The 23,496-nt window shown below is 32.1% G+C and carries 25 protein-coding genes, 2 pseudogenes and 1 riboswitch; of the genes and pseudogenes, 8 read left to right on the top strand and 19 right to left on the bottom strand.

All coding sequences use genetic code 11. The features are described from left to right. Window positions 1-5 precede the first annotated feature (5 nt). From KA856_RS09860 to sufC, 9 genes are all read right to left on the bottom strand, one after another. Window positions 6-830, bottom strand: coding sequence for a sulfite exporter TauE/SafE family protein (locus KA856_RS09860; RefSeq protein WP_107384286.1), 825 nt, complete (start codon window positions 828-830; stop codon window positions 6-8). Between the two features lie 12 nt (window positions 831-842). After that, a complete protein-coding gene (locus KA856_RS09865; RefSeq protein WP_210138656.1) occupies window positions 843-1,691 on the bottom strand; it encodes a DUF72 domain-containing protein in 849 nt (282 codons plus the stop codon). A gap of 188 nt (window positions 1,692-1,879) precedes the next feature. After that, window positions 1,880-2,947 (bottom strand): NAD(P)H-dependent flavin oxidoreductase, encoded by a 1,068-nt coding sequence (locus KA856_RS09870; protein ID WP_107386417.1) that lies wholly within the window; start codon window positions 2,945-2,947, stop codon window positions 1,880-1,882. A 53-nt stretch (window positions 2,948-3,000) separates the two neighbouring features. Beyond that, window positions 3,001-4,020, bottom strand: coding sequence for a hemolysin family protein (locus KA856_RS09875; protein WP_107386418.1), 1,020 nt, complete (start codon window positions 4,018-4,020; stop codon window positions 3,001-3,003). A gap of 241 nt (window positions 4,021-4,261) precedes the next feature. Continuing rightward, complete coding sequence (gene sufB, locus KA856_RS09880; RefSeq protein WP_107386419.1) at window positions 4,262-5,659, bottom strand: Fe-S cluster assembly protein SufB; 1,398 nt, start codon at window positions 5,657-5,659, stop codon at window positions 4,262-4,264. A 138-nt stretch (window positions 5,660-5,797) separates the two neighbouring features. After that, window positions 5,798-6,247, bottom strand: a complete 450-nt coding sequence (gene sufU / locus KA856_RS09885) for a Fe-S cluster assembly sulfur transfer protein SufU (protein ID WP_107384290.1) — start codon at window positions 6,245-6,247, stop codon at window positions 5,798-5,800. After that, window positions 6,237-7,475, bottom strand: coding sequence for a cysteine desulfurase (locus KA856_RS09890; protein ID WP_154409402.1), 1,239 nt, complete (start codon window positions 7,473-7,475; stop codon window positions 6,237-6,239). The genes sufU and KA856_RS09890 overlap by 11 nt, the downstream gene beginning before the upstream one ends. Window positions 7,476-7,646: 171 nt before the next feature. Then, window positions 7,647-8,954, bottom strand: a complete 1,308-nt coding sequence (gene sufD, locus KA856_RS09895) for a Fe-S cluster assembly protein SufD (protein ID WP_107384292.1) — start codon at window positions 8,952-8,954, stop codon at window positions 7,647-7,649. A gap of 100 nt (window positions 8,955-9,054) precedes the next feature. After that, window positions 9,055-9,816: a Fe-S cluster assembly ATPase SufC gene (sufC, locus tag KA856_RS09900; protein WP_019469764.1), complete on the bottom strand. Its 762-nt coding sequence runs from the start codon at window positions 9,814-9,816 to the stop codon at window positions 9,055-9,057. A gap of 365 nt (window positions 9,817-10,181) precedes the next feature. Between sufC and popT the strand changes: the two genes are divergently transcribed. Further along, window positions 10,182-11,033 (top strand): polyprenyl-phosphate transporter PopT, encoded by an 852-nt coding sequence (popT, locus tag KA856_RS09905; RefSeq protein ID WP_107504623.1) that lies wholly within the window; start codon window positions 10,182-10,184, stop codon window positions 11,031-11,033. A 737-nt stretch (window positions 11,034-11,770) separates the two neighbouring features. Here the strand turns inward: popT and KA856_RS09910 are convergent. The 7 genes from KA856_RS09910 to KA856_RS09940 form a co-directional block, all read right to left on the bottom strand. After that, window positions 11,771-12,586 (bottom strand): MetQ/NlpA family ABC transporter substrate-binding protein, encoded by an 816-nt coding sequence (locus KA856_RS09910; protein WP_107384294.1) that lies wholly within the window; start codon window positions 12,584-12,586, stop codon window positions 11,771-11,773. 18 nt (window positions 12,587-12,604) lie between these two features. After that, the gene (locus tag KA856_RS09915; protein ID WP_107384295.1) at window positions 12,605-13,300 is read right to left on the bottom strand and encodes a methionine ABC transporter permease; all 696 of its coding nucleotides are present in this window, start codon (window positions 13,298-13,300) and stop codon (window positions 12,605-12,607) included. Further along, window positions 13,293-14,318 (bottom strand): methionine ABC transporter ATP-binding protein, encoded by a 1,026-nt coding sequence (locus tag KA856_RS09920; RefSeq protein ID WP_107384296.1) that lies wholly within the window; start codon window positions 14,316-14,318, stop codon window positions 13,293-13,295. The genes KA856_RS09915 and KA856_RS09920 overlap by 8 nt, the downstream gene beginning before the upstream one ends. An 81-nt stretch (window positions 14,319-14,399) precedes the next feature. Continuing rightward, window positions 14,400-14,505: riboswitch (SAM riboswitch) on the bottom strand. 53 nt (window positions 14,506-14,558) lie between these two features. Continuing rightward, the gene (locus KA856_RS09925; protein ID WP_107517882.1) at window positions 14,559-14,858 is read right to left on the bottom strand and encodes a thioredoxin family protein; all 300 of its coding nucleotides are present in this window, start codon (window positions 14,856-14,858) and stop codon (window positions 14,559-14,561) included. Then, window positions 14,855-15,247, bottom strand: a complete 393-nt coding sequence (locus KA856_RS09930) for a toprim domain-containing protein (RefSeq protein ID WP_019469770.1) — start codon at window positions 15,245-15,247, stop codon at window positions 14,855-14,857. The genes KA856_RS09925 and KA856_RS09930 overlap by 4 nt, the downstream gene beginning before the upstream one ends. A 264-nt stretch (window positions 15,248-15,511) precedes the next feature. After that, window positions 15,512-15,892 (bottom strand): glycine cleavage system protein GcvH, encoded by a 381-nt coding sequence (gcvH, locus tag KA856_RS09935; protein ID WP_019469771.1) that lies wholly within the window; start codon window positions 15,890-15,892, stop codon window positions 15,512-15,514. Between the two features lie 180 nt (window positions 15,893-16,072). Then, window positions 16,073-16,426: an arsenate reductase family protein gene (locus tag KA856_RS09940; RefSeq protein ID WP_107384298.1), complete on the bottom strand. Its 354-nt coding sequence runs from the start codon at window positions 16,424-16,426 to the stop codon at window positions 16,073-16,075. Window positions 16,427-16,569: 143 nt separating this feature from the next. Here KA856_RS09940 and KA856_RS09945 point away from each other — a divergent pair, with 143 nt between their 5' ends. Beyond that, on the top strand, window positions 16,570-16,890 hold the full coding sequence (locus tag KA856_RS09945) for a thioredoxin family protein (RefSeq protein WP_107386601.1): 321 nt from the start codon (window positions 16,570-16,572) through the stop codon (window positions 16,888-16,890). Window positions 16,891-17,241: 351 nt separating this feature from the next. Then, window positions 17,242-17,666: pseudogene (locus tag KA856_RS09950) on the top strand (transposase); the annotation flags it as partial. Here the strand turns inward: KA856_RS09950 and KA856_RS09955 are convergent. Then, a complete protein-coding gene (locus KA856_RS09955; RefSeq protein WP_107384300.1) occupies window positions 17,663-18,208 on the bottom strand; it encodes a nitroreductase family protein in 546 nt (181 codons plus the stop codon). The pseudogene KA856_RS09950 and the gene KA856_RS09955 overlap by 4 nt on opposite strands. A gap of 66 nt (window positions 18,209-18,274) precedes the next feature. Further along, the gene (gene aroD / locus KA856_RS09960) at window positions 18,275-18,994 is read right to left on the bottom strand and encodes a type I 3-dehydroquinate dehydratase (RefSeq protein ID WP_107384301.1); all 720 of its coding nucleotides are present in this window, start codon (window positions 18,992-18,994) and stop codon (window positions 18,275-18,277) included. A gap of 176 nt (window positions 18,995-19,170) precedes the next feature. On the opposite strand from aroD, the gene KA856_RS09965 reads away from it, so the two are divergent. The 5 genes and pseudogenes from KA856_RS09965 (at window position 19,171) to KA856_RS09985 (ending at window position 23,190) form a co-directional block, all read left to right on the top strand. Next, complete coding sequence (locus tag KA856_RS09965) at window positions 19,171-19,596, top strand: organic hydroperoxide resistance protein (RefSeq protein ID WP_040030180.1); 426 nt, start codon at window positions 19,171-19,173, stop codon at window positions 19,594-19,596. Window positions 19,597-20,082: 486 nt separating this feature from the next. Beyond that, window positions 20,083-20,619, top strand: coding sequence for a GNAT family N-acetyltransferase (locus tag KA856_RS09970; RefSeq protein WP_107386610.1), 537 nt, complete (start codon window positions 20,083-20,085; stop codon window positions 20,617-20,619). A gap of 204 nt (window positions 20,620-20,823) precedes the next feature. Further along, complete coding sequence (locus tag KA856_RS09975) at window positions 20,824-21,066, top strand: hypothetical protein (RefSeq protein ID WP_210138657.1); 243 nt, start codon at window positions 20,824-20,826, stop codon at window positions 21,064-21,066. Between the two features lie 201 nt (window positions 21,067-21,267). Continuing rightward, window positions 21,268-22,562: pseudogene (locus tag KA856_RS09980) on the top strand (CitMHS family transporter). A gap of 391 nt (window positions 22,563-22,953) precedes the next feature. Further along, window positions 22,954-23,190, top strand: coding sequence for a hypothetical protein (locus KA856_RS09985; RefSeq protein ID WP_107384305.1), 237 nt, complete (start codon window positions 22,954-22,956; stop codon window positions 23,188-23,190). Between the two features lie 9 nt (window positions 23,191-23,199). Here KA856_RS09985 and KA856_RS09990 read toward each other — a convergent pair whose 3' ends face one another. Further along, on the bottom strand, window positions 23,200-23,415 hold the full coding sequence (locus tag KA856_RS09990) for a sterile alpha motif-like domain-containing protein (protein ID WP_107384306.1): 216 nt from the start codon (window positions 23,413-23,415) through the stop codon (window positions 23,200-23,202). Between the last annotated feature and the right edge of the window lie 81 nt (window positions 23,416-23,496).

Here is a 23,496-nt window from a genome sequence, read left to right on the forward strand (position 1 = left end):
TTAGTTTATAAAAATGACTTAATGATTAAATATAGTCCCATTATAAGCATAACTGTTCTCAATAACATAACGACAGTATTTGATTGTATGGATTGATTTACTTTCACGCCTATTTTAGCACCCAAATAGCTAGAGATGATTAATACAATAGAATAAACCCAAGCCACATGTCCTTGGGCAATATGCCCAACAGAACTCATTACGCTAGAAAAGAATATCATCATCATGCTTGTACCGACAGCAACATGTGGTGGAAATCTGAAAACAATTAACATTAAAGGTGTCATTAATGCGCCACCACCAATACCAAATAATCCTGTCAAAACACCTATAAATAACGTTGATACAAATGCTACAACTGGCGGAACACTATAATGATGTGTCTTTCCATAACCATCTACATATGTACGTGCATACTTTGGCTTATTAAACATTTTCATCGGTTTAATATTATTTCTTATCATGAGCAAAATTGCTACAAATATCAAAAAGATACCAAAATATAAATTAAAAGAGTCTAAAGTTAAAAAACGACTTAAAATAGACCCAACCAAAGAACCTGGTAACAATCCAAATAAAAAGATAGAACCGTTTTTCACATCAACTTGTTTTGTTTTCAAATAACCTAATGTTGATGATAATCCTGTCACGATTAATATCAGTGAAGATGTCCCTATGGCAATTTGAGGTGTGATTCCATTTAGTAAATCGTTTTCTACACCTAAATAAACTAAAGTCGGAACGATAATAATGCCGCCACCAATGCCTACAAGAGAACCTAAAACAGCTGATAAACCACCAATTAAAATCAAAATAATTATTGTTAACATATACGATCGCTCCTAAAATAATTTTAATTGTTGTGGTGCTAAGCCTTCATAATCAATGCCTAGTAATGTTTGATATATCTTAGCATTTTGTGCAGCATGACCACCTGAGTTATTATTAAAAACTACATAAATATTTTTAGCTTTTTGTTCTAATAGCTTTACTTTTTGTGCTAAATCTTGAAGTTCTTGTTTATTATAATCGTACAAGTACCTTACATCTCTCCATGCTTCATCCGTCATATCTTTTTTCGTCCATCCATGTTCATTTCTGCCATGATAACGCACAAATGCTGTCTCGTTTGTAATACGATTGACTAAGGGTATGGAACCTTGTCCAACTTGTGGTTCATCACATACTGCGTGTATCATGTCATATTCAGTTAAAAAAGCTAATGTTTCTTCTTTAAATTGATCATTAAACCAGGATTGATGTCTAAATTCTATACAAACAGGAAATGCTTTCAACTGTTCTCGTACATATCGAATATATCTGATGTTCTGTACTGTGCAATCAAACCAAGGCGGAAATTGTACTAATACCATCGCTAACTTTTGTTCAGATTTTAATGGCGTTAACATCGCTTTAAACTGATCAAAAAGTATTTGTCTTGATTCTGCAAAATCATGATAATCTGCATGAAGTGTTAATGCCTGATGAATTTTAACTATAAATTGGAATCTCTCAGGCGTCTCTCTTATCCATTTTCTAATATTTCTTTCAGGTTGTATCGCATAATAAGATGCATCTAATTCTACGATGGGAAAGTGACTTGCATATGTAATTAACTTATCTGATTTACGCTGTAAATCTTCGTACAAAGTATCATGGTCTCCCCAACCTGTTAATCCAATATTTATCATAGTATCACCAGTTACATGATACCATAGATGATTTATGAGATTCACTAGATTAAATTATATTCTTCAATTGTTTCAACGGTTAAGGTTAGGATAAAACAACGATGACTGTAGTAGATACACGAAACATAAAACAAAAAAGTTGCTATCATTTTAAAAATAGCAACTTTTCTTAAAACAACTTAAGTTCATTACTCGTTAAGTATGCGTTTAGTTTCTTGTATGATACCAGCTATCAATTCAGAAGCTGAACTAGGTTGTGATAACCTAGGACTTTGTCCACTCCATAGATGTGTCCATTGCTCATTACCTAAGTCAGCAGCAGTTTTACGAATACTTTTTGTCAATTGGTTTTGTATAGGATAATCTGGAATGTCATCATCATATCCTTCCATCTTGTGTATAAATTCATTATCGATACCTCTAGCTGGTTTACCTGTAAAAGCTTTTGTGATGACAGTATCTGTTTCTTTACTTTGTTGTATTGCATTTTTATATAAAGCTGAAGCACCACTTTCTTCTGAAGTTAAAAATGCTGTTCCCATTTGTACAGCTTCGGCACCTAACACCATACTTGCAACAACGCCACGTCCATCCATAATGCCACCTGCTGCTATCACTGGAATAGATACATTATCTACGACTTGTGGTACCAGTGACATGGTACCAATCAATGGTGTGTGATCACCTGAAGTTACAGTGAAAGAACCTCTATGTCCACCTGCTTCACTACCTTGAGCGATGACTGCATCCATACCAGCACTTTCATTAGCTTTCGCTTCTTCAACTGATGTTGCTGTTCCTATCACAGTAATCTGACGTGCTTTCAATTTTTTGATAATATTTTGATTTGGTATTCCAAAAGTAAATGAAACTACAGGAACCCCTTTTTCGATTACCATATCTATGGATTCATTAAATTGCTGTTCCTCACTAACATCAATAACAGGTTCCTCTAAACTCAAAGCTTTTCTATAGGGTTTTAACCATGCATTCATGTGTTCTACACTTTCTGGAATATATAATTGTTCACTTGGAACAAATAAGTTAACTGCAAAAGGCAAATCAGTTAATTCTTGAACATATGTTATTTCTGAATCTAACTTCTCTGAATTAAAATACCCTGCCCCAATTGTACCAAGTCCTCCACTATTACTCACAGATGCTACTAATTCAGGCGTTGTACTACCTGCCATACCTGCCTGAATAATAGGAAGTTTGATATTCAACATTTTGGTCACTTTTGATGAAAAGTGCATGCAAAACACTCCTTTAATTAAAAACAATAACTTAAATATTGTGACTATAGTTTTTATTTTTTATTATAAGCTTGCATTTGCGCGTCTAATTTCTCTTGCTCTTGTTCGTCCATCTCATCTTCAATTTCCATACCTAGCATTTCTTCAATCAAATCCTCATGAGAAACAATGGCATCTGTCCCACCAAATTCATCTAATACAATCGCTAAATGTTTACGTGACACAGTCATTTTTCTCAGCGCCCATTCTGCTCTATTATGCTCATTCACAAATAAAGGTTCTGAAGTATATTGTAAAATATTGTTTGACTTTTCTTTACTCCATGCTAGCAAATATTTTGAATGGAAGATGCCTATAATATGGTCGATATCACCATCATAAACTGGATAACGTGTATACGGATTCGTCACTACCGTATCGTACGCATCTTCGTAAGATATATCAGCCGGAAATGCAGTCACATTAATCCTTGGTGTTGTATCGATATTTGTTATTTTTAATTGTTCAAAATCCATAACACCTTGAATTCGATTTCGTTCCATTTCATTGAATGCACCCTCACTACCTGCAATCGTAACCATCTGTCTAATCTCTTCTTTTGATAATCGTTGTTGATCTTCTTGCCCTTTAGAAAGTAAATTATTGATCATATCTGTTAACCAGTTTAACAATTTCGTAATTGGTTTAAATATTGTGACGAAAAATGAAATCGGTGTATAAACCAATCTAGACATACGATCTGGATAAGTTGCAGCAACAGATTTTGGAATTACTTCAGAAATGATGATAATAGCAACCGTTGTAATTGCAGTAGCTACACCAACGTTCATTCCAATATCCACTGCTAATACTGTCACTAATGTAGGCAAAATAATATTAGCAATATTATTTCCAATTAAAATTGTAGTAATAAATTCACTGGGTTTTGTAAGTAGCTTTGATAATTTAGCAGACTTTTTATCTCCATTTTCAGCTTCAGTTTGTATTTTCATCCTATTTGCAGCAGTTAAAGCTGTTTCACTACCAGAAAAGAAGAATGAAGCAAATAAAAGTATGATTATAGCTATAATCATATCAGCATAACTCCTTTTTATATTCTATAAAATTTTAAACGATATGTATCAATTCCCTTGTTTTACAATACATAAACGCATTTCCAATTATTAAAACAGCGTTTTCAAAACAACTATAATAAAAAAACACGAAGTGATACATATTTGAATGCCCATATATATAAGGGAATCAAAATCGCATCACTCGTGTTTTTAAAATTTAATCACTTACTGTAAAACTAAACTATTTATCATAAATACTTTAGCCGATTGAACCTTCCATTTCAAATTTGATAAGACGATTCATTTCAACAGCATATTCCATTGGAAGCTCTTTAGTAAATGGTTCAATGAAGCCCATAACAATCATTTCTGTAGCTTCTTCTTCTGAAATACCACGACTCATTAAATAGAATAATTGCTCTTCAGAAACTTTTGATACTTTTGCTTCATGTTCTAATGAAATATTATCATTAAATACTTCATTATATGGAATTGTATCTGAAGTAGATTCGTTATCTAAAATTAACGTATCACATTCAATGTTAGAACGTGCACCTTTAGCTTTGCGGCCAAAGTGTACGATACCACGATAAATAACTTTACCGCCATCTTTAGAAATAGATTTAGATACTATTGTAGATGAAGTGTTAGGTGCTTTATGAATCATTTTTGCACCAGCATCTTGAACTTGCCCTTTACCAGCGAATGCAATTGATAGCGTACTACCTTTAGCGCCTTCACCCATAAGCACACAGTTGGGATATTTCATCGTTAATTTAGAACCTAAGTTACCGTCAACCCATTCCATATTACCATTCTCATGCACTAATGTACGTTTTGTAACTAAGTTATAAACGTTATTAGCCCAGTTTTGAATTGTAGTATAACGCACATGGGCATCTTTGTGGACGATAATTTCAACTACAGCTGAGTGTAGTGAACTTGTTGTATAAACCGGTGCAGTACAACCTTCTACATAGTTAACTGAAGCACCTTCATCTGCAATGATTAGTGTACGTTCAAATTGTCCCATGTTTTCAGAGTTAATACGGAAATACGCTTGTAAAGGCGTATCTAGTTTAATATTTTTTGGTATATAAATGAACGATCCACCAGACCAAACAGCTGAATTAAGTGCTGAGAATTTGTTATCTCCAGCTGGTACAACTGTTGAGAAATATTGTCTAAATAATTCTTCGTTTTCTTTTAATGCAGTGTCTGTATCTTTAAAGACAATACCTTTATCTTCAAGTTCTTTTTCCATATTGTGATAAACAACTTCTGATTCATATTGTGCTGAAACACCAGCAAGGTATTTTTGTTCTGCTTCAGGAATACCTAATTTATCAAATGTACGTTTGATTTCTTCTGGCACTTCATCCCATGAACGTTCAGTTTGTTCAGATGGCTTAACATAATAAGTGATATCATCAAAATTCAATTCTGATAAATCGCCACCCCATTGAGGCATTGGCATTTTGTAGAATTGTTTTAATGCTTTCAATCTATAATTAAGCATCCATTCTGGTTCTTCTTTCATATTTGAAATTTCACGGACGATATTTTCTGTTAAACCGCGTTCTGATCTAAAAATGGAAACATCTTCATCATGGAAACCATATTGGTAATTGCCCACATCAGGTGCTTTTTTAGCCATTTAAATCACTCCTTTTATATATTAAAACGACTCGCGTCAAGACAACTTCATTTGTAGTTACATCGTAATTACATCCTAATCTTGATGTTATGTCTAGTGTGAATGGAAATTTACACAATGTCAACGTATCAACATGGATTAGTCTTCTGTATTTCCTTCTTTTTCAACTGTGCCTTTTTCTAAAGCTTTCCAAGCCAAAGTAGCACATTTAATTCTAGCTGGGAATTGAGAAACACCTTGTAGTGCTTCTATATCTCCCATTGCTTCACTGATTTCATAATCTTCACCAAGCATCATTTTTGTGAATTCTTGACTCATTTGCATTGCTTCAGCTAAAGAGTGACCTTTTACTGCCTCTGTCATCATAGAAGCACTTGACATTGAAATTGAACAACCTTCTCCATCAAATTTAGCATCTTTGATAAAACCATCTTCAATATCAAACGTAAGATGGATGCGATCCCCACAAGTTGGATTATTCATATCTACTGTCATTGCACCAGTATCTAGACTCCCTTTATTTCTAGGGTTTTTATAATGATCCATAATGACTGAACGATACAACTGGTTTAAATTATTAAAATTCATATGAGAAAAACTCCTTCGTTTGATTCAAGGATTCTACTAGCTGATCAATATCTTCTTTAGTATTATAAATATAGAAACTTGCACGTGCAGTTGACGATTGATTCAACCATTTCATCAACGGTTGTGCACAGTGATGCCCTGCTCTAACAGCAACGCCTTCTGTATCAACTGCAGTCGCTACATCATGTGCATGAACATCAGTCATATTGAAAGTTATAACACCAGCACGTCTGTCTTTTGGTGGACCATATATTTCAATACCTTCAATTTCAGACATCTTATCGTAAGCATACGTCGTCAATTCATGTTCATGTGCTTGTATCGCATCAAAACCTAGATTTTCAATATAGCGAATTGCTTCAGCTAAACCAATCGCTTGCGCAATTAATGGCGTACCAGCTTCAAATTTCGTAGGTAAATCTGCCCAAGAAGCATCATATTTTTCAACGAAATCAATCATGTCTCCACCAAATTCGACCGGTTCCATTTCGTCAAGTAAGGCGCGTTTACCATAAAGTACACCGATACCAGTAGGTCCTAACATTTTATGACCACTAAAACTATAAAAATCAACATCTAATGATTGCATGTCTAAATCCATGTGTGGCGCTGCTTGTGCACCGTCCACACTCACGATAGCACCATGTTCATGCGCAATGTCTGTGATAGCCTTAATGTCATTAATTGTACCTAGTACATTTGAAACGTGCGTGATAGCTACAATTTTTGTATTATCATTAATTGTCGCTTTTATATTTTCAATTGTAAGTTCACCTTCATCTGTCATTGGAATGAACTTTAAAGATGCATTCTTGCGTTTCGCTAATTGTTGCCAAGGCACTATATTAGCATGATGTTCCATTTCAGTGACTACAATCTCATCACCTTCAGAAATATTCGCATCTCCATAACTATGTGCTACAACATTAATGGAAGCTGTCGTTCCACGTGTGAAGATAATTTCTTCAAAATATTTTGCATTAATGAAACGTCTGACTGTTTCACGTGCGCTTTCATAACCATCAGTTGCTAATGATCCAAGTGTGTGTACACCACGATGTACATTAGAGTTATAACGTTTATAATAATCAGCTATAACATCAATGACTTGTGTTGGTGTTTGACTAGTAGCAGTTGTATCTAAATAAGCAAGGCGATTATTGTTAACTTTTTGGTTAAGAATTGGAAAGTCTTTTAATATTTCGTTAACATTTAGTGATTGGGTCAAATTATCCACAGACCTTTCTTAATTTAAAAAATCAATAAAGAAACCGTAGCAATTTAAGAAATACAACAAACTAACGTATATTAATTCATTTAATCTGAGCATTTTATAATAATGTTCAATCACATTCTCTTAATATTATTTTGCTGCGGATTCAATTGTATTTATTATTTATTATTTATTAACTTTTAATTCGATTACTTCACGTAATTTACGTTGAACATCTTCAATTGGCAATTCACGTACAACTGGATCTAAGAAACCATGAATAACGAGACGTTCAGCTTCATGACGAGAAATACCACGGCTCATTAAATAATATAATTGTTCAGGGTCAACACGGCCAACGGATGCAGCATGTCCAGCCTCTACATCATCTTCATCGATAAGTAAGATAGGGTTCGCGTCACCGCGCGCTTTTTCAGATAACATAAGAACACGAGATTCTTGGTTCGCAATAGATTTCGTACCACCATGTTTAATATAGCCAATACCATTAAATACTGTTTGCGCGCCTTCTAGCATTACACCGTGTTTTAAGATGTAGCCATTTGTTTCTTTACCATATTGCACAATTTTAGAAGTTAAATTAATTTTCTGACTACCAGTACCTACAACCACTGATTTGAGTTCACTTTCAGAACGGTCACCAATTAAATTAGTTGTATTATCAATGATTTGACTACCTTCGTTCATTAAACCTAACGCCCAATTTATAGTAGCATCTGATTCAGTAACACCGCGGCGAATAATATGGCCAGTGAAACCTTTATCTAAATAATCTACTGAACCGTATGTGATTTTTGAATTAGCACCAGCACTTACTTCTGAAACAATGTTAAGTTGGTTACCTTCTCCACTTGCGATTGATAAATAGTTTTCAACATAAGTTACTTCAGCACTTTCTTCAGTTGCAATAATGACATGGTTGTAGAAACTTGCATTTTCATCATCGTGTAATACTACATATTGGATTGGATGCTCAACCACTACATTTTTGGGAACATATACAAATACGCCACCATTTAGCAATGCAGTATGTAGTGCTGTCAATCTATGTTCATCAACTGTAACAGTTTCATTCATGAAATATTTTTTTACTAAATCAGGATGGTTAATCAAAGCTTCTGCTAAGCCTTCAACGACAACACCATCATTTTGAGCTGAATCAGAAACTTTTGTGAATGCTAATGTATTATTATGTTGGATAACCAAATTCTCAGTGTTTTCAACATCAATAATCTCTCTAACTTCACTTGGTAATTCTTCTAATGATTCATAAACGTTACCCTTTGTTTCATGTTGTTTAAATGAATCAAAGTCCCATCTCGTGATTTTTGTTTTATCTGGTTTTGGCATTTCTAAAGTTTCAGTTAATTGCAACGCTTCTTTACGTAATTCAGTTAACCAAGAAGGTTCATTATGGGCTTGTGAATATTCAACAAGTTGTGCTTCAGAAATGTTCAAAGTTTCAGTCGTCATACTTTTTTCCTCCCATTTGATGATTGTATGATTTAACTCATCGGTATAAATCAAAACCTAAATCTTCATCTATAATATTATTTTTCATATGAATTAAGACTTATTCTGCAGCATTAAACTCTTCTTTAACCCATTCATAACCTTCTTCTTCAAGACGTTTCGCTAATTCAGGTCCTCCTGAAGTAACAATTTTACCACCATACATAACGTGTACATGATCAGGTGTAATATAATTCAATAGTCGTTGATAGTGCGTAATGATTAATGAACCAAACGTTTCTCCACGCATTTGATTGATACCTTTTGAAACTACTTTTAATGCGTCAATATCAAGTCCTGAGTCAATTTCATCTAAAATAGCAAATTTAGGTTCTAGCATCATTAACTGAAGAATTTCATTACGTTTTTTCTCCCCACCTGAAAATCCTTCATTTAAATAACGTTGTGCCATATCTTGATCAATATCTAAAAAGTCCATTTCTTTGTCTAACTTTTTAATGAACTGCATTAAATTAATTTCTTCGCCTTCTTCACGTTTCGCGTTTATCGCAGAACGCATAAAGTCTGCATTCGTTACACCAGTGATTTCTGATGGATATTGCATAGCTAAGAATAATCCAGCTTTGGCACGATCATCAACATCTAGTTCTAAAATGTTAACGCCGTCTAATAGTACTTCACCTTGTGTTACTTCATAGCTTGGGTGTCCCATGATTGCAGATGATAATGTTGATTTACCTGTACCATTAGGCCCCATTACTGCATGTATTTCTCCTGTATTAATTGTTAAATTAACACCTTTAAGAATCTCTTTATCTTCAATAGACACATGTAGGTCTTTAATTTCTAATGTTGATGGCATACATATTCCCTCCGTATTATATGATATGTTTTTCCTATCTAGTTTATAATAATTTTAATCTACAGTCAAAAGACTGAGCCCTTGTTACACCTTCTAATTATAACGCAGTTGTGTTGGAATATAAACCTTTTCAAGTGCTAAATTAAAATTGTTATCAAAATACAATGATTTTTGATAGTACGTTAATCATTTCTTTAACTGATAATATAAGATATGATGTTCTCAACTCAATTATTCCTATAACTATCTATTATAAGCAAAGTATATTCTATAATCATTCACTCATTTTAACTTTTGTTTTAATATAGTTCTAAGAAAAATTGTGATATCATTTTCAATATATTTTAGATAGAAAGGATTTTGGTATGTCAAAAATTAAGTGGTCAAATCTATGGAAAGGATTTGCAATGGGTACTTCCGATTTAGTACCTGGTGTAAGCGGAGGTACTATCGCTTTGCTTCTAGGTATTTATGATGATTTTATACGGTCTATTAGCGGAATATTTTCAAAGAAGTTTTGGGAAAGCTTAAAATTCCTGATTCCTATTGGATTAGGGATGATAATTGCTATTGGCTTATTGAGCAAAGTAATTAATTATCTTTTAAGTGAACACACCGTACCAACCATGTTTCTATTTGTTGGACTAATAGCAGGCATCATACCCTATTTATTAAATACAGCAAGAGTTAAACAAACATTTCAAACTTCTCATTATTTACTCGTTTTACTTGGTATTATAATCATTGTAGTGATCACCTTGTTAAATAATGGTGATAAACATGCAGGAGAAACACTTGAATTATCAACTGGTCTTATTATTAAATATTTTATTGCAGGTGTTTGTGCTTCTAGTGCAATGTTACTACCAGGCATTTCAGGATCCTTTATGTTATTAGTATTTGGTGTATATGGTACTGTAATGTTTTCAATTTCAGAATTTATGTCTTTAAATTTTAAAGCTGTACCAATCTTAATGGTCGTAGGTATTGGGATTATTTGCGGATTCTTATTTTCTAGTAAATTGATTCAATACCTTTTAAACCATTACACTTACTTAACCTATGCACTTATCATTGGTTTTGTTGTAGGATCGCTGTATGCAGTATTTCCTGGTCTGCCAAATGATGTTTTCACTTGGATTATTTCTATTATTACAGTAATTTTAGGCTACTTTATTAGCTACAAACTAGGACATATTACAAGCGATGATTTTTAATTTTTCTATGTATAAACCATATTAAAATAGGATTGTGTATTTATCGGAAGCTTACATAAGCATTTTGACAACGCAATCACTATATAATATTTGATTTCTGCCCTTATCAAAAACATAAAGCCCGGAATGGTAATGATTCGTTGCTATAACTAACTAAGTAGTTTAGTAACAAATCCATACCACATCCGGGCTATTTTACATTCATGCTTATACATCAATAGCGAAATGATATATGATGAATGCCTATATATAATGACGCAGCCTATATTCTGAAATAAGGTGCGCCCAATTTTAAGTTCTCCCTATCACAGTTTGAATGATATTGTGGTATTAAAAAACACCATCAACATTTTCGTGCTTTAAAGCAATTCACTCAAACATAATTTAATTTTACGCCATAAAACTGTGAAATTCAAATATGTAATTTTTCTATTTAAAATCATCTTGTAAGCAAAGTAAATAAATATAACTTCATCTCAAAAAGCAATGATCAATCCTTTAGATTATTAAGCTCATCGAGCAACACCTCACTACACAATTGCATAATACACTTGTTGATGAGGATATTATGAACAAATTTGTGCATCTGCAACCGAGTTAATATATCCTAAAGCATTCGTATTTTTATATGTCTTATTCCACACACCGCTACTTTTTTATGCCCTTTTTCTAAAATTAATCAAACAAAAACAACCCTTCAACTATTAAAGTTAAAGGGTTTGTTAATATTTTCGCTATTATTTAGCTGGTACTACTGCACCGTCATATTTTTTATTGATGTAATCTTTAATTTCTTTAGACTGTAATGCATCCATTAATGCTTTGATTTTTTCATCGTCTTTATGACCTTCTTTGACACCAATCAAGTTAGCGTATGGATTGTCTTTTGCTTTTTCTAAAACAATTGAATCGTTTTTAGGACTTAATTTTTGATCAATTGCAAAGTTAGAATTAATGATTACTGCGTCAGCATCTTCTTTTTGATAAATCTTAGGTAGATATTCTGCTGATTGTTTATTGTTAAATTTGATATCTTTTTTATTTTCTACGATATCATCAAATTTAGCGTCTTCAGTTTTAACACCTTTTTTAATTTTGATTAATCCTGCATCAGAGAAGAATTTTAAGAAACGACCTTCTTCTGCAGGGTTATTTGAAACATAAACAGTAGCTCCTTTTGGTAAGTCTTTTAAACTTTTATATTTCTTTGAATAAACAGCCATAGGCTCTAAATGTACGTTCCCTGCTGATTCAATTTTATAATTTTTGTCTTTCTTTTCAGTATTTAGATATGGTGTATGTTGGAAGAAGTTAGCATCTAACTCACCTTTATCTAATAATTTATTTGGTGTCGTATAATCGTTAATCGTTTTAATTTTTAAGTCATAGCCTTTATCTTTTAAAATTGGTTTTGCTTTTTCTAAGATTTCAGCATGTGGGGCTGGAGAGGCACCAACTGTAATTGTCTTATCTTTACCTCCACCGCCATTACCACAAGCAGCTAATATTAATGCTAAAGCTATTATTGAAGCTAAACTAAATATTTTTTTCATATAATTGTCCCCTTTAACTTAACGTTTATCTATTTTATTTGTAACTTGGTCTCCAATGAATTGGATGATAAAAACAATAATTAAGATTAAAATTGTAGAAACGAATATGACATCGTTTTGGTTTCGTGTGAAGCCAGTTAAGTATGCTAAGTTACCTAAACCGCCAGCTCCAATTACACCAGCTACTGCAGTAGATCCTACTAAAGCAATTGCTGTTACAGTTATTCCAGATATTAACGCTGGCATTGCTTCAGGTAACAACACTTTTTTAACTACTGTCCATGTTGTAGCTCCCATTGACCAAGCAGCTTCAATAACACCCTTGTCAATTTCTTTAAAAGCGATTTCCACTAATCTTGCGTAGAATGGTGCTGCACTGATGATAAGTGCTGGCAAAGCACCTGTTGGACCACTAATCGTTCCAAGTACTAAACTCGTAAATGGTATGAGTAGTAAAATTAAAATAATAAATGGTATTGCTCTGAATAAATTCACTACAAATGATACAACGCTGTAAAACACTCTAGCCACAGGCGATTGACTTTTAGCAGATAAAAATAAAAGCACACCAAGTATTAAACCAAAAACAAAAGCAAATATTGTAGATATCACTGTCATATAAATTGTTTCATATGTAGCTAACCAAACCTCGTCCCAACTTACATTAGGCATCGTTAGCATTTCCTGTAGAATCTCGCTGAATGAACTACCCATGCTTTAACACCTCCACAGAAACATGTTGTGCACCTAAATCATTTTTGAACTTTTCGAATTTTTCAGAATTTACATCTAATAAATGCAATACTAAAAAGCCCAGTGCACCATCTTTAGTATGTTTAATATTTGCTTCAAGAATATTGACATCAATATTATGTGTCTTTGTTATGTATGACACTAACGGTTCAGTTGTATTGTTTCCTGTAAAATTCAAACGTACGACATACGCACTTTCATCTAAATCGATCAATTCAGAAATGGATTCGTCAAATTCATCATTTAAATCTTCTTTGACAAAGCGTTTTGTTACTTCGTGTTGAGGATTTTCAAAAACAGTTGACACATTTCCTTGTTCAATAACACGACCATTTTCCATTACTGCCACTTCATCACAAATGCGTCTGATGACTTGCATTTCATGTGTAATAATAACGATCGTTAAATTTCTTTCTTCTTTAATTTTTAATAATAATTCTAAAATTTCATCTGTTGTTTGAGGGTCTAATGCACTTGTCGCTTCATCACAAAGCAAGACATTAGGCTCATTTGCTAACGCACGTGCAATACCCACACGCTGTTTTTGTCCACCTGATAATTCTGATGGATAGGCATTTTCTCTACCTTTTAGTCCTACCAATTCCACTAATTCCATCGCTCGTTTTTTTGCTTCACTGCGTGATACACCAGCAATTTCTAATGGAAAAGTAATATTATTCAAAACATTACGTGACCACAATAGATTAAAATGTTGAAAAATCATGCTCACTTTTTGACGTTTTTTTCTCAATTCTGATTTCGATAATTTCCCTATGGTATCTCCATCAATGATGACGTCTCCTGAAGTTGGTTGTTCAAGATGATTTAAAAGTCTTATCAAAGTACTTTTACCTGCGCCTGAAAAACCAACCACACCAAAAATCGAGCCTGATTGAATGCTTAAATCAACATGATCTACTGCTAACACATCGTGTTTTTTCGTTTTATATCTCTTAACGATTTGATTTAATTCAATCATTGCCGTTTCCTCCTTGTATTGCTCATTCAATTAAAAAATGCTCTCTCTTTTCACCGAAGAATAGAGAAAGCATACCCGCTTCTCTCATCTTCTAAAGTTTATCTACTTTATGTGAATTGGCACCATTTCTATTAAAGACGGTTGCCGGGCTTCATAGGGCACATCCCTCCACCTCTCGTGATAAGAGTTCATTATTTAATTATCCATAATCCTACCATTGTACTAAAGATTCGTCAATAATTATTTTAAATTTTCTAACAAATAAGGCACTGATTGAAATGCATAAATTCTTTTTTGTTCTTCGCCTTTGGACATAAGCATAAGTATCGGTACTGATTGTATCTCATGTTGTTGGCTAAAATCAGCATGGAAATTTAAATCTATTTTAGTAATTGGTAATTTTAAAATTTCATTCGCAATATCTAACATTCGTTCCGATACTTTACATGTACCACAGGTTGGTGTATAACCAAAAATTAGATATTTTTCTTTATCTACGTGTTCTAAAACATTAACACGTGTTTCACTCTTTACATTCATGTTAATAAACTGACCCTTTCAGCAATATAATCTAACTTTGCTTTTGCTACTTTTTCTTCATCTTTCACTAAAAATCCATGTTTTGCTAATACTTTTGACAAATAGGCTTTAGGGCATCTCGCTACTTCACCATATTGTTTGTCTATGTGAATGTGTTTACTTTCACTTAAATATTTTTTAAACCATTTACGTATCTTTTCACCCTCATCATCTGCATCTGCAAGTACATAAACTTGCTTGTCGTATAATGATTCAATCATTTCATCTAACTTATCAATCCCCATAGTACCGTTAGTACAAATGATTTCAATAGGTTGGTCAATCACCTGCTTCACCCGTTTCTTGTCTGTTTTCCCTTCGACAATGATAACTTGGTTTAATATCGCCATGACATTCACCTCTAAATGTGATAGTAAATTCAATTTTATATTTAGTTCTACACCAGACATTATCAACATAAACATTTATTATAGATTCTTATTATAATCTTAATAATTGAATATTCAATTTATCATCAATGATATTATTAACGATACTTTTTAAAGTAATTTATACTTCAAAAACAACTTGAATTTTGAATTAAAATTTAGCCTTTCATTATAGGATAAAATAAAAACTCCATGATATATCGTATCGTGGAGTTTGATTTCATATTATTCACCAATCATTTCAGAATATTGGTCAGCTGACATTAACTCGTCTAATTGACTTTCATCACTTAACTCAACTTTAACCATCCATGCTTTTTCATATGGTGATTCATTAACGAATTCTGGACTATCTTCTAGTTCATCATTTGTTTCTACAACTTTACCTGAAACAGGCGCATAAAGTTCTGAAACTGTTTTTACTGATTCAACACTACCAAAAGATTCACCTTCGTCAATATCGTCATCAGTTTCAGGTAATTCAACGAATACGATATCACCTAATTCACTTTGCGCATACTCAGTGATACCAATCGTCACTGTATTTCCATCAATTTTTACCCATTCATGTTCTTTAGAATATTTTAATTCACTTGGTACTGCCACGAGAATCCCCTCCTAAATGTTTTTACATATTCATGATGCCATATGAAAGGCTTACAATCAACTATTTAATTGATTTTACAATACTTCTCATGTTTCACAATTCATCGCACAAAACTTTTTCAAAGCATATAACTATTATTCTCAAAAGTTGTTAAAAATGAATTGTAAAAGAAAATGTGTTTACAACCAAGTTTCCTTGTATTGTTCCTCTTTAAAACCTACTGTTACTTTATCACCTAATACAGCGAGTGGTCGTTTCACTAACATGCCATCCGAGGATAATAAATCTAGTTTTTCTTCATCGGAAAGGTCTTTTAATTTATCTTTAAGGCCTAATTCACGATATTTTGCACCATGCGTGTTAAATAGTTTATTGATATCAATACCTGTAGTATTAATGATTTCTTTAAACTCATTTTTAGTTGGTGTATGTTGCACAATATCGATAGGTTCAAAACTTACCCCGTATGCTTGTAAAAATTTTGCAGCTTTTTTACAAGTTGTACAATTAGGATATTGGTAAAATTTTATCATTTTTCAGGACCTCCTATGCTTAGTTAACACTAATATAACAAACTTATAACAAAAACGCTCTAATTATTAAGCTGATTTTTTTAATAACTGCAAATTGTCGGTTATAATGTTTACAATAATATCTTTTATAAAGGAGTCTAATTATGGAATCAATTAATACTAATGATCAATTTAAAAATACAGTACAAAGTGACGAACCAGTCATCGTTAAGTTTGAAGCAGGATGGTGTCCAGATTGTAAAGCAATGGACATGTGGATTGACCCAATTGTAGAAAAATATAACAATTATAACTGGTACACTGTTAACCGCGATGAATTGGAAGACGCTGTAGCTGAAAATGACGTTATGGGTATTCCAAGTTTATTAGTTTTTAAAAATGGAGAGAAATTAGCACATTTACATTCAGCAAATGCTAAATCTCCTGAACAAGTTGAATCATTCCTAGCTGAAACGTTCGAGTAATTATTGGTTTAATTCTATTAACTTTAACTTTTAAACAATCAAAATTTTGAAATAAGCATTAAAAAGGTGTGGGACATAAATCCCATTCTCAAAATAAGAGGGCAAATCCTTAACAATGGATTTGCCCTCTTTATATTTAAAATCTTCCGATTTTGACCGTGCATGCTTGCCTGGGATATGGTTCGAGCCTGTAGTCTCTCACTCATAATATTCCCCCGGGCGTCAGCACGATACAAAATCAGTACAATTTGCATTTTTTATTCAAAAAATAAGGCCCTTTCGTATAATTTAATAAACACTACTAAACCAAATTAACGAGGTGCTTTATGTATAAAGATTATAACATGACTCAAATTATACGAATGTGATGATTGTTTAAAATGTCCACTTAAAAATTTATGTATAAAAAACAATTCAAAAACGAATAAGAAGATAATGAAGCATTTTAATTGGGAATATTTTAAATCTCAAATTAATCAACAGCTTTCATAACCAGAGGCTAAAAAATCTAAAGTCAAAGAAAAATTGATGTAGAAGCAGTTTTTGAGTTCATGAAGGCTATTTTAGGTTTCACTCGAATGTCAATTCGAGGGGGAGACAAAGTCAAAAGAGAATTAGGATTTGACCTAACGGCATTAAATTTAAGGAAAATAGTAGCTCGACGAACTACACTACTTGATAAAAATAAAGAAAACGACAATTTCTACATTATTTCAATAGAAATTATCGTTTTCTGTTTGGTCAGAGACATTTATGTCCCGAATTGTTCTATTTAAAACTTATCAATGACTTGATTTTGTTGACGTTCTCGATGTGGCATTTTTTCTAAATCTTCCAAATCAGTCAAATATAGTAATCCAACTAAACGCTCATCATCTTTCACACCAAATATTTTGCGTATTTCAGGATTGAAAATATAAGCCGGTGACTTCCAACAGGTACCTATACCTGATTCAAAAAGTAATAGCATAAGATTTTGTGCAAATGCACCAAATGCCATATTATTCTCTAAACTTTCTTTTTGTCTTGGATCTTCTTTAACAATTAATGCAAGCATACCACCTAAATTGGTAGCAACTTTATAGTGATCTTCCTGCTTTTTTCTCAGATTAGGAAAAGCAATTTCAGTTAATTGTTTACTCATATCTCCCAATCTATCTTTTGCGATATGAACCACTCTCCAAGGTGCTCTCAAGCCGTGATTGGGTGCATCTGTAGCACGCTGTATCGCTTCATATAAAGCATCGTCATCTATGTTCATATCTCTTCTAAAGACCTTTATACTTCTTCGTTGCGCTATTGCATCTTGTAGTTCCATCTAATATCGCCCTTTCACTATTGATAACTATTTTCAATTATAAGATAGTACGATTAGATTTTCAAACTACTGATATAGCTTTAATTGCGCGCGCAAAGTTTCAACTTGTATCTGTCCAGGTGCTTTAGGATTATCCAAACAACCATATGATACTGCACCACCAAAAATACCTTGTGCAGTTCTTGAAATGATGCCTAATTTTGACATAGCAATGCCAATCACTTGTTGCGGCACTGTATCAACTGTTGCTGATAATGCTGATAATAAATTTAAGACATCTTCTTTACTATAAGGCATGACCGCAACTTTTAAGTAATCTGGATTCATTTGATGCATTTTAAAATACAAATGTTTTAACTGAACCAATGGTGGCGTTTTTTGAAAATCATGATAAGACAATATAACTTCAATATCATTTTTATGGGCTTGATCAATCAAGTTCGCTATATAATGAGATTGATGGTTAATTTCAAATTCAACATCAATCATATCCACATGGTCTATTTCAATTATACTTTCAAGTAATTTAATGTACGCATCAATCGGCAAATCACCTTTACCGCCTTGTGATTGTGTGCGATAAGTAACTAAAATTTTCTTGTTTAAATTTAGCTTATATAATTTATCAATGACATTAGCTATGTCATCAACTCTTGGTGTTGCCCACTGATCAACTCTTAATTCAATTATATCGATAGATGTTTGATATTTTATTAAATCGTTTAAAAAAGTTTGTGAAATTTCACTTTCTGGTTCTATCGTTACTGCAATTTTTACTTCAGACATTTAAAAAACTTCCTTTTCACTCAACATTAAAATTATTGTATAACAATATTGAGAACGAACACAATCTTAAAAGAGCATCGTTTAAGTAAATAATAAAAATCTATTCACCTTTTTATATGATTTAAATTTAATTTACAGGGTATAGTCGTTATATAAGTAATTTAGGAGGTAATATAATGGCAGTAAATTATGAAACAAAAGCAACGAATACAGGTGGTCGTAACGGTCACGTTCAAACAGATGATAAAGCAATTGATGTAGCAGTCATTCCTCCAGCACAAGCTGATGCTGAAAAAGGTACTAACCCTGAACAATTATTTGCAGCAGGTTATGCGTCATGTTTTAATGGTGCATTTGATTTAATTCTTAAACAAAATAAAGTGAGAGGCGCTGAACCTGAAGTCACTTTAACTGTACGTTTAGAAGATGACCCAGAGGCTGAAAGCCCTAAATTAAGCGTTTCAATAGATGCAAAAGTTAAAAACGTTTTATCACAAGAAGATGCAGAAAAATATCTACAAGATGCACATGAATTTTGTCCATATTCAAAAGCAACACGCGGTAATATTGACGTAGATTTAAATGTACAAGTAGTAGAATAACGATAATGCTAAACCCCCAAATTCCTAATCGAATTTGGGGGTTTTTTGTTGTTTTAATACTGCTTATGCTTATGTCATGATGTCTTTTGATCGTTTTCTCTTTTTTATTAATTGTCTTCATCTTTATAATTAATCCAGATGTAAATCATTAATATGGCAAAAGAAATCAAGATAAGCAAAATTAGCGAAACTATAATAGTCATTAAAGATTCCACTTATCGTGCCTCCGCTCATAATATATCATCCACCATATTATACCATAATTATCATATCCATTCGCGTTACTTAAAAATTAAATTAAATGCAATTAAACACTTAAAAACTTCATATTTTTTGTTTTTTAAATTAAAAATGATTCCATGTTTTTGAATAAAATTAAATATAGTGTTGCTCAATTATCCTTTTTCCCTTAAAATCAAATTTAATACGGCTGTAAAATTTATTAATCTATTATATAAATGGTTTATAAAGTTTAGGAGGCATACAATGACAAATATACGTTATCTATCAATCGATGATTTACCCAACTATAGAACATTATTAAAACGTGGCATTCATGAAGATCTTGACGTATTTGCTTGGAAATTACAAAATGATCGATGCTTAGCCGAACTCAATTTAAACGATTTACTTTCTACTAATTCAAATCAATCAATTGTCATTGGAGCCTTTCGAGATAGTGTTTTGATAGGTGCTGTAACACTTATATTTAATCAAAATTACAGCCTGTCACACAAAGCAGTAATCGAAAATATGTGTGTTATGGGTAATAACCATGAACTCAAAGAACAAATTGCCAAACAATTAATGAAATATGTATTCCAAATCTGCCATGATAAACAAATTGAAATTCTAATGACTTCACTTATATCAAATAATATTAGTGGCAAAGTCTTTTTTAGTAATTTAAATTTTGAATTACTTGCAATAGAAAAATTTGCCAGAAAATATGATGTAGATTATGTTGATGAACATTGGTTGATTTACTATTTCAATGGTGAGGATATGACTTTATTCGAATAAACAAGTCTTTTATACTACTCATTCACAATACAGACGCCTCCTTACTACTATAATTTGACGCTTTTCGTTAATCATCTTTTTGATAAACGTTACGCCATATATAAAAATGACTTGCAATTAAATTGTTAAGCAAATATTATTTTATTAAGCTATCATTTATAACATTAGATTAATAAAAGTATTTCTTAGAGAGGACTGAACAATTTGAAATATGCAACGACATTATTATCACTGTTCTTGTCATTAATTACATTAGCAACACCATTATTGGCAGTTAATAAAATTTTAGAAGGAGACATGCAAATATTAGCTGGTCTGTTATTCATATTGGGTGTACTACTTATTAATTTATATGCATGTTTACGCGGGGATCGTATTGCTAATATTTTTGCTATGTTGGTATCATTATTTTCTTTAGCACTACTAAGTTACCCTTTTTGGAAATAATATGTAATAAATTTTTTCATTTAATTTTATGAATACATATTTATTTTATAATATTTAATAATCGCAAAACACTTCATAACTATTTATTTTAGTTATGAAGTGTTTTTTTAGCATATACTTTTTAAAAAAGAGTAATATTTTATTTTCAAAAAATTTCTGAAAAGTATATAATGATAAAAACAAAGGGGGAAAATTGAATATATGAACTTAGCAATTCTCGGTTTTATTATGATAATCATCTTTATGGTATTAATTATGACACGTAAAATGTCAGCTTTAACTGCGTTAATTGTTATACCTACCATTTTGCTTTGATTGGTGGCTTCTATGCAGGTTTAGGTAAGTTTATGTTAGATGGCATAGAAACTGTTGCACCAACTGGAATTATGCTGACTTTTGCCATACTTTATTTTGGCGTTATGATAGATGCTGGCTTATTTGAACCAGTCATTAATCAAATTATAAAAGTCGTTAAAGGGGATCCAGTAAAAATAGCAATAGGCACTGTAATTTTAGCATCCATGGTAGCACTAGATGGTGATGGTACCACTACTTTCATCATCACCGTAACTGCAATGATGCCACTTTATAAAAAGATTGGCATGAGTCTATATACTTTATCTACATTGGCGCTTCTATCTATCGGTGTAATGAACATGTTGCCTTGGGGTGGCCCCACTGCACGTGCGATTTCATCTTTGCAAGTAACTACTGAAGAGGTCTTTGTGCCTATCATACCTGCAATGATTGCTGGTATATTATTTGCTTTTGGAGTTGCTTACATACTTGGAAAGCGTTCAAAAAAGTATATTACATCAAATACAAATATTGATTTAAATGATATAAAACCTACCGATACAAAAGAAGAATCTTTATTAAAAAGACCAAAAATGCTTATTCCAAACGCAATACTAACAATTTCATTAATCGTCTGTCTGGTTATCGGCTTAATGCCAATACCAGTCTTGTTTATGCTATGGTTTGGCTTTGCAATATTACTAAACTATCCTAATTTAAGTATTCAAAATTCTGTTGTAAAAAAACATGCTGGAGATGTACTTTCTGTAATCAGTCTTGTTTTTGCTTCAGGTATATTTACAGGTGTAATGAATGGAACAAAAATGGTTAACGAAATGGCTAATACTTTGGTACAAATCATACCAGATGCTATGGGCACTCATTTTGCGTTAATCACAGCAATTTTGAGTGGACCATTTACATACTTTATGGCAAATGATCCTTTCTATTATGGTGTATTACCTATTTTAGCTGAATCTGCGCAACAATTTGGTATTTCCAAAGTTGATATGGCGAGAGCTTCAGTTTTAGGTCAGCCTTTACATGTGTTAAGTCCATTATATGCTGCTGGTTACTTACTTGTAGGTATGCTAGATATAGAATACGGCCAAAACCAACGCATAGTAATAAAATGGGCTGTTGGATCTAGTCTATTTATGATTTTTGTAGCTTGTATTTTAGGAATTATACCGTGGTAAAAATGCATATCTCAACTTACTTCAAGAAAAATATGCACAGTAAACAAAAATGTTAGCTTTTGAATACAAAAAGAACTCATCCACATCAAATTGGATGAGTTCTTTATTTGTATACGAGTTTATAATTTATATCGCCAATTAATTAGTTGATGAAATGCTTTTAGTACTGTACTTATATTTATATATTAATGATTATCAACAAATACATATTATTATTCATTAATAGACAAACGATTGTAATTATACACTTTGAAATACTTTAAAATAACAAATTTCAATCATTTATTATTTTTTCATCAATTAGTAGACAAATAAAATAAAATTGTCGTTTTATTTTATTTGTACTTGGGTAAAACTTAACGTCGGATTTACAATGTTAAGGAGTGTTTTTATGAATCAGATTAATGAGTGTGTATATATTAATCCTTCAAAAATTTCTCTCGATTGGGAATGTTTTGTTCTAAGTAAAAGTGACATGGAATTAGATGGCCTACCTACAGAACTTATTAATACCTGGATGGCTCAAGATATCATTGAACCTTTTTCAATTAGAAATAATGAAATTAACTTTAGAACGGAAGACATTAAATATGCTCTAAAAATAAGAAACTGGTATTATGAACAATGAATCTTTATGCTAATTGACACTTAAGTTATTCAGATATAAACTTAATGCTCTTTTTGCAGACGTCATTATTTCATTATAATTATAATTCGTTTTAAAGTATGCATATAATTCATGATATCCTGTTGCATGTTTAGGGAAATTCTTATCTTTATTTATAAAATAGGCAAGTTGACCAAGTGGCGTGTCGTCATTAACAAAGTCATTTATAAAATCATAGAATGTCATAAGCATTACCTCGATTATTTAAATTTTAATCGTTACATGTCTTACTATTTAAAGCCTTTTCATAATCATAACAAATAATAT

Origin of the sequence: Staphylococcus sp. GDB9P120P, assembly GCF_017893435.1 — a bacterium.
In the GTDB taxonomy this organism is placed as follows: Bacteria; Bacillota; Bacilli; order Staphylococcales; family Staphylococcaceae; genus Staphylococcus; species Staphylococcus cohnii.